8 protein-coding genes are annotated in these 11,808 nt (G+C 62.8%); 7 read left to right on the top strand and 1 reads right to left on the bottom strand.

Annotated elements, in window-relative coordinates:
- Nucleotides 1-14 precede the first annotated feature (14 nt).
- Both NXC14_RS01685 and coaBC read left to right on the top strand, forming a co-directional pair.
- Entirely contained in the window at nucleotides 15-779 is a 765-nt protein-coding gene (locus tag NXC14_RS01685) for an SDR family oxidoreductase (RefSeq protein ID WP_085776691.1), read from the top strand.
- 245 nt (nucleotides 780-1,024) lie between these two features.
- Complete coding sequence (coaBC, locus tag NXC14_RS01680) at nucleotides 1,025-2,233, top strand: bifunctional phosphopantothenoylcysteine decarboxylase/phosphopantothenate--cysteine ligase CoaBC (RefSeq protein ID WP_085776690.1); 1,209 nt, start codon at nucleotides 1,025-1,027, stop codon at nucleotides 2,231-2,233.
- A gap of 36 nt (nucleotides 2,234-2,269) precedes the next feature.
- On the opposite strand, the gene NXC14_RS01675 is transcribed toward coaBC, so the two are convergent.
- Nucleotides 2,270-3,082: a class II glutamine amidotransferase gene (locus NXC14_RS01675; protein WP_085776689.1), complete on the bottom strand. Its 813-nt coding sequence runs from the start codon at nucleotides 3,080-3,082 to the stop codon at nucleotides 2,270-2,272.
- Between the two features lie 505 nt (nucleotides 3,083-3,587).
- Here NXC14_RS01675 and NXC14_RS01670 point away from each other — a divergent pair.
- The 5 genes from NXC14_RS01670 (at nucleotide 3,588) to NXC14_RS01650 (ending at nucleotide 11,779) form a co-directional block, all read left to right on the top strand.
- A complete protein-coding gene (locus NXC14_RS01670) occupies nucleotides 3,588-4,265 on the top strand; it encodes a FadR/GntR family transcriptional regulator (RefSeq protein WP_085776688.1) in 678 nt (225 codons plus the stop codon).
- Nucleotides 4,262-5,551, top strand: coding sequence for an MFS transporter (locus tag NXC14_RS01665; protein ID WP_085776687.1), 1,290 nt, complete (start codon nucleotides 4,262-4,264; stop codon nucleotides 5,549-5,551). Before NXC14_RS01670 ends, NXC14_RS01665 begins: the two co-directional genes overlap by 4 nt.
- Before the next feature lie 105 nt (nucleotides 5,552-5,656).
- Nucleotides 5,657-7,189: a carboxypeptidase gene (locus NXC14_RS01660; RefSeq protein ID WP_085776686.1), complete on the top strand. Its 1,533-nt coding sequence runs from the start codon at nucleotides 5,657-5,659 to the stop codon at nucleotides 7,187-7,189.
- 10 nt (nucleotides 7,190-7,199) lie between these two features.
- Entirely contained in the window at nucleotides 7,200-7,604 is a 405-nt protein-coding gene (locus NXC14_RS01655; RefSeq protein ID WP_085776685.1) for a GFA family protein, read from the top strand.
- Between the two features lie 617 nt (nucleotides 7,605-8,221).
- Nucleotides 8,222-11,779: a DUF5801 repeats-in-toxin domain-containing protein gene (locus tag NXC14_RS01650; protein ID WP_085776684.1), complete on the top strand. Its 3,558-nt coding sequence runs from the start codon at nucleotides 8,222-8,224 to the stop codon at nucleotides 11,777-11,779.
- The last annotated feature ends 29 nt before the right edge of the window (nucleotides 11,780-11,808 follow it).

Raw genomic sequence — 11,808 nt, 5'->3', positions numbered from 1 at the left:
CAGGAGATGCAACCATGAACCGCTTGAATGACAAGGTCGCAATCGTTACCGGCGCAAGCTCCGGCATCGGCCGCGTCACGGCAAAGCTCTTTGCCGCCGAAGGTGCCAAGGTCGTCGTCGGCGCGCGCCGCGAGCGCGAACTCCACAGCCTCGTCGCAGAGATCGAGGCCGAGGGCGGCAAGGCTATTGCCGTTGCCGGCGACGTCCGCTCGGAAGATCATCATAAAGCGCTGGTGGCCGCCGCGATGACGAATTATGGCAAGCTCGACATCGCCTTCAACAATGCCGGCATCATCGGCGAAGCCGGTCCGAGCACCGGTGTCTCGGAAGCAGGCTTCAGCGACGCGCTGGCCGTCAATCTCACAGCATCCTTTCTCGCTGCCAAACATCAGATCGGCGCGATGGCAGAAAATGGCGGCGGCTCGGTGATCTTCACCTCGACCTTCGTCGGCTACAGCTTCGCCTTTCCCGGCGTTGCCGCCTATGCCGCCAGCAAATCCGGCCTGATCGGCCTGACGCAGGCTCTCGCCGCCGAGTTCGGGCCGCAGGGCGTGCGCGTCAACGCCATCCTGCCGGGGGCCGTCGATACCGACATGTACCGCGATGTGAACGATACAGCAGACAAGCAGGCTGCCATCACCGCTATGCATGCGCTGAAGCGCGTCGCGACACCTGATGAAGTCGCCCGCTCGGTTCTCTACCTCGCCTCCGATGATGCGAGCTTCGTCACCGGTACGGCCTCGCTGGTCGACGGCGGCATTTCGATCACTCGCACCTGAGATGGTGGGGCGGTTATTCGCTGCGGGTTGGGGCGAAATGGATCGGCCAAGATGAGAGGGAACGCCGTGTAGCCTCATCGCCTGCCGGCACCTTCTCCCCCGAGGGGAGAAGAGATTTGCGGCAACCTCTCCGTTTCGCCCCGACTCCCACAGGGCCTGTCACCTCGCTCGCCCGCGCGATTGCATGTTCTGCGCCAAAGGCTTAGGGTCAAGATCAATCAGAAAAAGGCGACGGGTAGAAGGCCATGGCTCTCAGCGGCAAACGCATCCTCCTCATCATCTCGGGCGGCATCGCCGCCTATAAGAGCCTGGATCTGATCCGCCGGTTGCGGGAGCGCGGCGCAAGCGTGCGTCCGGTCATGACCAAAGGCGCGCAGGAGTTCGTTACGCCGCTTGCGGTCGGCGCGCTGGCGGCAGACCATGTCTTCGTCGATCTCTTTTCGCGGCAGGACGAACAGGATGTCGGCCATATCAGGCTGGCGCGCGACTGCGATCTCGTGCTGATCGCCCCGGCGACGGCCGACCTGATGGCGAAAATGGCGAACGGGCTTGCCGATGACCTCGCCTCGACCGTGCTCCTGGCGACGGACAGGCCGGTGCTGGCCGCACCGGCGATGAACCCTCGCATGTGGGCGCATCCGGCGACACGGCGCAATGCGGCGAGGCTCAGGGAAGACGGCGTGCGTTTCGTCGGGCCGACGGCCGGCGAGATGGCCGAAAGCCGGGAGGCGGGGCTCGGCCGGATGGCGGAGCCGCTGGAGATCGTCGCTGCTGCCGAAACCATGCTCGACGAGGGGGAAAGGCCGCTGAAGGGCCGCAAGGCGATCGTCACCTCGGGACCGACCCATGAGCCGATCGATCCGGTGCGCTACATCGCCAACCGCTCCTCCGGCCGGCAGGGGCATGCGATCGCCGCAGCCCTGGCCAAGCTCGGGGCCGAGGTGACGCTCGTCTCCGGGCCGGTGACGATCGCCGATCCGGTCGGCGCCAATGTCGTCCATGTCGAGCGGGCCGAGGAAATGCGCGATGCCGTGCTGGCGGCGCTGCCGGCCGATATCGCCGTGATGGTGGCGGCGGTGGCGGACTGGCGCGTGGCGTCCGCCGCCGACCAGAAACTGAAGAAACATCCCGGCGAATCCATTCCGACGCTGGCGCTGACCGAGAACCCCGACATATTGAAGACTCTCGGACATCATACGATGCGGCCGAGGCTGGTGATCGGCTTTGCCGCCGAGACCCAGGATGTGGAAAGCAATGCCAAGGCGAAACTCGAGCGGAAGGGCGCCGACCTGATTGTCGCCAATGACGTTTCGCCGGCGACCGGCATCATGGGCGGCAGCCGCAACCGCGTCAAACTCATTCGCCACGACGGCGTCGAGCAATGGCCAGACCTGACGAAGGAAGAGGTCGCCGAAAGGCTGGCGGCGCTGATCGCCGAACGCTTCCGCGCATGATCCTCGTCGAAAATCGATCCCGTTTTTCGGAAAGGATCATGCCGAGATAGCCATGCGTTGCGATTTGGCTTTGCTCGGTCTTTCCGGCCGAAATTCCGCGACATCGATACCGTTTTTGCCGACGAGGACGGCGCTGCCATCAGGAATCTCCGTCCAGGCGTCGACATCGTCGTTCAAGGGTTCGGAGACGAGGCAATAGCCGGCACCGACGGGCGAGGCGTAGAGCGTCGGCGCCTTGCGATCGGTGGCATAGCGGATCGCATAGAGCGACTTGCCGTCGGAGAAGGCGGCGGTGAAGCGCAGCAAGATCGAGCCGATGGTGTTTTCGGCGAGATCTTCGACGAAGCCGATCATTTCAGCCATCGCGGCGACCGGCGCCTCGCGCAGGCCGAACTGCAGCGCCAGCAGGAACATCAGTTCGGAATCGGTCGTGCCGCTGCGGGCATTGAACAGCTCGTCTTCAAGCATCGCTTCCATCGGCCGGCGCAAGCGCTCGAAGCCCGATATCTGGCCGTTGTGCATGAAGGACCAGGTCTCATGCGTGAAGGGATGGCAATTGTCCCGGCGCGTGCCACCGCCGGTGGCGGCGCGGACATGGGCGAGGAAGAGCGGCGAGCGGATCTGCCGCGCCAGGCTCCTCAGATTGCAATCCGACCAGGCCGGCAGGATGTCGCGGTAGCGGCCGGGCTCGGGCCTGTCGCCATACCAGGCGATGCCGAAGCCGTCGCCATTGGTCGCGGTCTTGGCGCGGGTGGCGCAATGGGATTGCTCGATCAGCGAATGGGCGGGCGAAGAGACCAGCTCCTCGAGGTAGAGAGGGTCTCCGCGATAGGCTGCCCAGCGACACATGGCTCTTTGCTCCGGAACCCGCAGCATCGGCGGGCATGCTCTAAATTGTCGAACGTCATGACTAATAACAGCTTAACGCGCGACTGATTTGCAGGCCGATCATGACGGTTTGGTGGCCGAGTGGAACTTCAAATTCGGCGAAAGCCTGTGTTCTTTTGTGAACGCGGGCCTGGCCCAGAGGGATGCCTTGAATGCAATTTCTTCTTGCATCTGGCGCGAATCATCCTACCTTTCTCATATCAGCAACAGAACGAAAGGAAGGTGATCCAATGTCTAATGAGATTTCGGACCTCGTATCGGGCATGGAAGAGGTGATGAAAGCGAGGCAGCCCTCGCTCTAAGACCCGCCTTCCTGGGGCTGCTTTGACAGTCCAGGCCAGTTCGAGGCCAAACTCATGGAAAGGGTCGCCGAGGCGGCCCTTTTTTATTGCCTGTATTTCCGACATTGACGGACGATCGGAATTCTTCTACTCATAAAGTCATCTGATGACTTTATGAGTAGAAGATGCAGGCGCTCAGCAAGACCAATCTCGCCGATGAGGCGATCGAGGCAATCCGCAGCGACATTCTCGGCAAGCGCTGGGCGGTCGGCGACAAGCTGCCGAACGAGGCTTCGCTGTCGGCCACGCTCTCAGTCAGCCGCGGCACTGTGCGCGAGGCGGTGCGGGTTCTCGTCTCCCAGGGTTATCTCGAAACCAGGCAGGGATCGGGCACCTATGTGCGTTCGACCAGCGACGCCGGCCGGCCGCTGACCATGGCGCGGCGCGCCAGCCTGCGCGATCAGTTCGAAGCGCGCTGCGCACTCGATGTCGAGGCGGCACGCCTGACGGCGATGCGCAAGACGCCGGAGACGATTGCCGAGCTGCGCCGGCTGCTGAACGAACGCGGCAGTTACGCCAGCGGCGATGAAGGCGCCTTCATCGAGCGGGACCTCGCCTTTCACAGGGCGGTCATCGCTGCTTCCGGCAATCGGGCGATGATCGAGATCTACGCTTTCTTCTCGGCCTCGATCGCCGACACCATTGCGGCCACGCTCGGCAAGGATATTCCCGAACCCGATATGCAGGCGCATGTCGATATCGTCGATGCGATCGACACCGGCGATCCCGACCAGGCGGATGCGGCGGTGCGCCGGTTCATGACCCCCGTTCTTGCCGCACTCGACCGAATGATCCTGTCATGAATACACCTTCCAACGCTGCCGCCGTCACGCTTGACGTGGCCGACGAATTGCTGATCGATGCCGAGGCTGGCACTCTTCCCGCCCAGCAGGCAACGCCGGTGCGGAATGGTGCGGCCAGTTTGCTGCTCGGCGCGAGCCTCGTGCTCATCGCTTTCAACCTGCGCCCGGTCTTTTCGAGCGCCTCGGCGCTCCTGCCGGAGATCCGCTCCGAACTCGGGCTGGGCGCGCTCGGCGCCAGCCTGCTGACGACGCTTCCGGTCGTCTGTCTCGGCATCTTCTCGCCGCTTGCGCCGCGTCTTGCCCAGCGCATCGGAACGGAACGCACACTGCTCGGCGTTCTCCTGCTGCTTGCGCTCGGCACAGCTTTGCGTGGGCTTTCCTCCGTGCCGCTGCTCTTTATCGGCACGGCGCTTGCCGGTGCTTGCATCGCCGTCGGCAACGTGCTGCTGCCGGGACTGGTGAAGCGAGACTTCCCCAGACGCGCCGCGCTGATGACCGGCTTTTATACGATGGCGCTCTGTGCAGGTGCTGCCAGTGCGGCCGGGCTGACCCTGCCGATCGAGCACGCGCTCGGCGGCTCTCTCGGCGGCGCGCTCGCCGCATGGGCGCTGCCGGCGCTCGCCGTCGGGCTCATCTGGCTGCCGCAGGTCCTTCGCGGCGGCGCCGGAGCAAGGCGAAACGGCTTTCGCATCGACGGACTCTGGCGGGACCGGCTGGCCTGGCAGGTCACGCTGTTCATGGGGCTGCAATCGGCGCTTGCCTACTGCGTCTTCGGCTGGCTGGTTCCCATCTTGCGCGAACGCGGGCTCGACGGCGTCACGGCCGGAGCGATCGTTTCGCTCTCGGTGATGGTGCAGGCGGCCTCCTGCCTCGTCGTGCCGCATATCGCCGTGCGCGGCAGAGACCAGCGATTGATCAATGCCGGCCTCTGCGGCGTTGCGGTCACCGCTCTGCTTGGACTGCTCTTTGCGCCGCTTTCGAGCGTCTGGCTGTGGGCGGTGCTGCAAGGCATCGGCCAGGGAGGACTGATCGCGGCCGCCATGACGACGATCGTGCTGCGCTCGCGCGACCCCGATGTCGCCGCCCATCTCTCCAGCATGGCGCAATGCGTCGGCTACCTCCTCGCCGCAATCGGCCCGCTGATCGTCGGCCTCATCCGCGGCTGGACCGGAAGCTTTTCCTGGTGTGCGGTTCTGTTCGTCGCGCTCGGGCTCGGAGCCGCGATCAACGGCTGGAAGGCCGGCCGGGCGCTGGAGGTGAATGTGCACGCGGTCGAGAAAGCCTGAGCCGCGCCTCACCTTTGCCATCCCCGGCCCATCACCATCTCTTGATTCCGGTCGCCGATCGCGGATGCTACGCTATCTCAGCCCGCATCCGCCGGAGGACAAATCGTGCGCATACGAACCCTGTTTCTGCTCACCGCGTTGATGGCATCGCTGGGGCCTGCCTTTTCCCTGGCGCAGGAAAGCGGCGGGCGCCAGGCAAATGTCGAGCGCAGTGCGCGCGACGGCGTGCTGAAGCTGCTGCCAGCCGACTCCGTCACGGAGCACGAGCTGACGATCGACGGCCGAAAGATCGCCTATACCGCGACCGCCGGTACTCTTGATCTCTTCGGCCAAGACGGAGCGCAGACCGGCGCGATCTTCTACACCGCCTATGTCGCCAAGGGTGGCGGGCCGGATCGGCCGCTGACCTTTGTCTTCAACGGCGGGCCGGGCGCGGCCTCCGCCTTTCTGCATCTCGGGCTGGTCGGGCCAAAAGTGCTCGATTTCGGGCCTCAGGCACGCGACGGCGCCCATGCGAAATTCATTGATAACGAGCATAGCTGGCTCGACTTTACCGATCTCGTGCTGATCGATCCGATCGGCACCGGCTGGAGCCGGACAGCGAAGGCCGACGACGCCTCCAACTATTACAACGTCAACTCGGATGCCCAGAGCATCGCCAAGGCGATCGCGCTCTATATCGCGCATAACAACCGTTCCAACTCGCCGAAATATCTGCTCGGCGAAAGCTATGGCGGTTTCCGCGCCGCCAAGGTTGCTTCCACCCTGCAGGAAAGCCAAGGCATTGTCGTCGCCGGCGCCGTGATGCTCTCGCCGCTGCTCGAAGGGCAGCTGATGTTCGATGCCGACCAGTTCGCGCTCGGCGCGGCACTCGAGCTGCCGTCGTTGGCTGCAGCCGAACTCGATCGGCACAATGGCTTTACCGAGGAGAAGCAGAGGCAAGCGGAGCGTTTCGCGCTCGGCGATTATTTGACGACGCTCGCCGGCCCGCCGCCGACGGGCGCCGATGCTGCAGCCTTCTATGGCAGGATCGCCGGGCTCACCGGCATTCCGCAGGATATCGTCGCCCGCAACCGCGGCTTCCCAGGCAACTCTTTCGTCAAGCACTCGAACGGCGGCAGCGGCGAGCTGAGGAGCCCCTACGACGCGTCCTTTGCAGCGCCCGACCCCTATCCGGAGTCGGATTACGACCGCGGCGACGACGCCATCCTCGACGGCTTCGCCCGCGCCTACGGCGGCGCCTTCGCCGACTATGCCCGCAACGAGCTCGGCTTCAAAACCGAAATGACCTATTCGCTGCTAGACAGCGATATCAGCCGGCGCTGGGACTGGGGTGGCGGCCGCGGCGGCGGATCACGCTTCCAGGCGAGCGCCACCGACGACATCCGGCAGCTGCTCGCCTCGAACACGGCCTTCCATCTGCTGATCGCGCATGGCTACAGCGATCTGGTGACGCCTTACAGCGTCAGCCGCTATGTGGTCGACCACCTGCCGCCGTCGCTCGCCAATGGCCGCGTCGGGCTGAAGCTCTATCATGGCGGCCATATGTTCTACACGCAAGCCGATCAACGGGCCGCCTTCACGGCCGACGCCAAGGCCTTCTATGCCGCACGCCCGGCCGCACAGCCGGCGGATTGAGGAGTTGCCGATGCATATAACGGGAGGATGTCATTGCGGCGCAATCCGCTATCAGGCGGAGATCGATCCGGAACGCATCTCGATCTGCCACTGCACCGATTGCCAGCGATTGACGGGCTCGGCCTATCGCGTCACCGCGCCGGTGCAACCGGAAAGCTTCACGCTCATTTCCGGCGAGCCGCACATGTATACGAAACATGGCGACAGCGGCGCCCTCAGCCGGCAATTCTTCTGTCCGAATTGCGGATCGCCACTCTACCGCACGGGCGGCGAAGGCCGCGCGATCGGCATCCGCGTCGGCAGCATCGACCAGCGGCGGGACCTGACGCCAAAGAAACAGATATGGTGCCGGTCGGCTCTGCCGTGGGTGGTGAATATCGAGCCGCTGCCGCGGTTCGATGGCGAGGCTAACTGAGCCAAGGTCCTTAGGACCTGACTAAAGGAGGGGTTAGGCCGCATTCGGTCATCAGCCACTTTGTCAGCGCGTTGAGTTGCCGGACCGCACGGTGATGGGCCGGCTGTGGCGACAGCGCAAGCCAAAGACCACTCCCTTCGATCGCCGGCAATGACTTCCACTGGCATCCCACAACGGGCGGAGTCATTTGCAGTGTTGCGCGAACAGCCAAAGAGAGAACCCGTCAATATTGCTCTGATCTTAGCTCGAACTGGCTAAGTGCATCGAAGATCAATTTATAGTATATGGAAGATGAGGGGATAATCGCGCATACGGCGCGGAAGGCTGTCTCAGTACTCAGTGGATTTCTTCTGAATTTTACATCCTTGTATTGCATTTTTTTGGACGTAGGCTTCAGAGAAGCTATCATAGCAGCCTTAGATGCGGGCTTTGGTCGTAACGCGTATAGGGACTTTAGTCCTAATACCCTCCAACTGTGAATGAGCTAGTTCTCTCGATCGACCACAATCGCAGTCGATCGAGAGCTCTAGGTTCAATACGCAAGAGGGTGGGTCCGGGGATGCAGTTCGGCATCCGGACTCTGTGACCCTCTGCGAGCTAGCCGAGGGAGAAGCTCCATGGCACTCGATATCACAACTCAAGATCTCATCATCGACGAAACCCCCAGTTTCCAGGACGACGACGTCAACCCAGCGATTGCGCCACATAACAATGCGACGGTGCAATATCTGTTGAGCCTCGACGCTGCCGGTGGGCTGACCACGCCGGAAGTCGCCTACCAGAGCAATTTCGTCGTGGCCTCGGCCAACGCCGGGGAAACCATCACCTCGGTGGTTCTCACCCAGAACTCTTCCGGGACCCCATACTCCACCACGGTCGGCGTCAACAGCGGCATTCGCACCGTCGACGGCAAATACGTTTGGCTGTTCCAAGATGCAACGCATGCAAACGTCGTGATCGGGGTGATCGGCACGTCCGACGCGCTCACCGCGCCGGCCGCCGGGGGGCCGCTCGCCTTTTCGCTGGCGCTCCTCAGCACCAGCGCCACCAACGCCGACCTCTATACCGTCCAATACGTGCCGTTGCTCCATCCCGATGTGAACAACGCCGACGACCGCATTGATCTGACCAACAAGGTGTTCGCCTCGGTCACCGGAACCACGGTGGTGAATTTCAGCCAGCTTGGCGATGCCCCTTCAGGACATAACAACTGGTATATTCTCGACGCCGACGCCGCCAGCCCGCAGAAGATCCTGGTGACGGCACACGACAATGGCGTGCAGGCGGAAGTCAATGTCAGCACCCAAGGCCTTGGCGTCGCCTCTCAAGACGTGCGCGAGGGCCGTGAACTTCAGATCGACCTGATCACCGGCGGCATCCAGAGTGCGGGGAAAAGCTTTACCGACACGCCGACTGCACCCGATTATGGCTCGCACATCGAGAACGTCTCGAGCGCCGGTTTTTCGGTCTCGCAGTCGACGCCGACCAGCAGCGTCGCCGACATGGAGATCCATGCCTATAATAATAACGACAATGTGGAGGGCGCTTCGTTCCCCACTGACGACAACGATACCGAGATCAATATCACCGGCGTAACTTTCAAGCTGAACGGTGTGGCAACGACAGCAGCAGCACTCGGCATTACTGTCGATCTCTCAGGAACCGGGCTGATCCTTCGCAATGTCGGCGAGGGCGTGACGGTCGACTTCGCCACCGCCGGCGGGGCTGGCGGAACTTTCGACCGTTTCACCATCAAGAATATCGACGCCGGGCATGACTATTTCGATGTCAAGGAAGTGCATTTCAGCGGTGACGTCAGTAACGCCTATAACGAAGAAGTTGGCTCCTTCATCAACTTCGACGATGACGGGCCGAGCATCACGGCAACCGGCACCCCGCCGCAACTGACAGTCGACGAGACCGTGCTGGCGGATAATGCCAGCGCCGACTTCTCGACCTTCTTCACCTCGAATGCCGGGGCCGATGGCGGCGGCGCCGCCATTACTTATGCGCTTGGCATCAATCAGGGCAACAATGTCAGCGGCCTCACCGACACCGCTACCGGCCAGTCCGTGCTGCTCTTCCTCGAAGGCGGCAATGTGGTCGGACGCGCCGGATCCGCCGCCGGCGCAATCGTCTTCACCGTCAGCGTCAGCGCTGCCGGCGTCGTCACCCTCGATCAGCAGCGGGCAATCGTTCATGCGGACGCCACTAACCCGGATGACAGCCGAACCCTGGCGGCCGCCAACCTCGTCACCCTGACCGCCACCATCACCGATCGTGACGGCGATCACGCCCCGGCCACCCACAATATCGGCCAGAACCTCAACTTCAAAGATGACGGGCCTAGTATTACGGCAAGCGGCACTCCACCGCAGGTGACAGTCGACGAGACCGTCCTGACGACCAACGCCACCGGTGACTTCTCAACCTCCTTCACCTCGAATGCGGGGGCCGATGGCGCCGCGGCCACCACCTATGCGCTCGGCATCAGCCAGGCCGGCAGTGCCAGCGGCCTCACCGACACCGCAACCGGCCAGTCCGTGCTGCTCTACCTCGAAGGCGGCAATGTCGTCGGACGCGCCGGATCCGTCGCCGGCGCGGTCGTCTTCACCGTCAGCGTCAGCACTGCAGGCGTCGTCACCCTGGACCAGCAAAGGGCAATCGTCCATGCCAATGCCAGCGACCCGGATGACAGCCGAACCCTGGCGAACGCCAACCTCGTCACCCTGACCGCCACCATCACCGACCGTGACGGTGATCAGGCCTCGGCCATCCGCAATATCGGCCAGAACCTCAACTTCGAGGATGACGGGCCGACGATCACAAAGCCGTTCGACGGTAACCCGGCTACTCTGGCTATCGAGCATGAGACCCTGGCCAATGTACTCAACGCATCGGCGAGCGGCGCCTTCGGCTATGATATCGGCGCGGACATTCATCCGGCCGCGTTCTATACGAATGGCGGCTCCGACTTCGTCGACCAGGACACCCAGACAGCCGGCGTCCAGATCGGACTGACCGGCACGATCACCGGCGGCGGCGGCGGCAGTCTTCTCAGTTCGAATGTAACGCTCGCCTCGGAGAGCCTGACTTCCGCGACGTTCAACTTCACCTTCACCTATGACAAGGACCCGGCGGCCGGCAACCAGGTCGGAACGGCAGGCGGCACCCTGGTCTTCGACAAGGTCGCCGACACCTACACGATCCAGCTGACGGATCCGCTCGAAGGCTTCAGCTTCGACGTGCTCCACACCAGCGAACTCTTGTCCAAGGAGCCGACGGGCAATACCGGCCATCCTGAGATCGTGGTGGAAAAACTGCAGGCGGATGATCCGAACACAACGGCGGACGAAGACTTCTACGTACAGTTCACCGGCAACCTGATCGACAAATCCCACCCGTTCAGCCTCACGAGCAATGGCGAGGGGTCATCCAATGACTCCACCTTCACCCCCGACGCTCACGAGATGGTCAGCAACACCAACGAAACCTGGGTCTCAGCAACACAGAGCACCAACGGTGTTGCGGGCGACACGATCCAGAAAGACGAACTGCTGACCTTGCGGTTCTTCAACAGCAATGTCGGCATCGCCAACGAAGTCACAACCCCGACGGCGACCGCCGGCGCGATGGCCATCAAGTTCGACGGCATCGGCAGCAGCGAGGATCTGATGCTGATCCTCAACCTGATTGACAAGAACGGCGCCGACAACATCGCCGGCAACGCGGACGACAACTCGACGATCACCCGGGCGATGTATGTGTCGAACGCCGATATCTACAAGACCGGCCAGGTTCCGGCGCCTTATAATACCGAGTTCACGCTCGACAATAATGACGGCCTCGTGATTGTCGAGCAGAACGACTACAACGCCGCCGGCGAAGACTACGTGTTGCAGGGTGCGCAAATCATGCAGTCGGGCAATGGGATCACCGGCACCGCTGCGGCGATCGACCTCAACAGCGTGACCGGCGCCAATGGCGGCAGCAATGCGGCGTCAAGTCTGGTCGACTTCGATGCCACCGATAACGACGTGCTGAAGATCACCGATATCGGCTTCACCTCGACCGTGACGCAGACGCCGAACGCCAATCTCGACTTCGCCTTCAATGTGGTGGACGCCGATGGCGATCAGACAGCGATGCAGCACATCCTTGTCGACGTCGCCTGACAACTGACCAAACGGGGGCAGCCAAGACT

The sequence above is a fragment of the Rhizobium sp. NXC14 genome, assembly GCF_002117485.1.
Lineage (GTDB): Bacteria > Pseudomonadota > Alphaproteobacteria > Rhizobiales > Rhizobiaceae > Rhizobium.
This window is presented reverse-complemented; position numbering and strand designations above follow the sequence as displayed.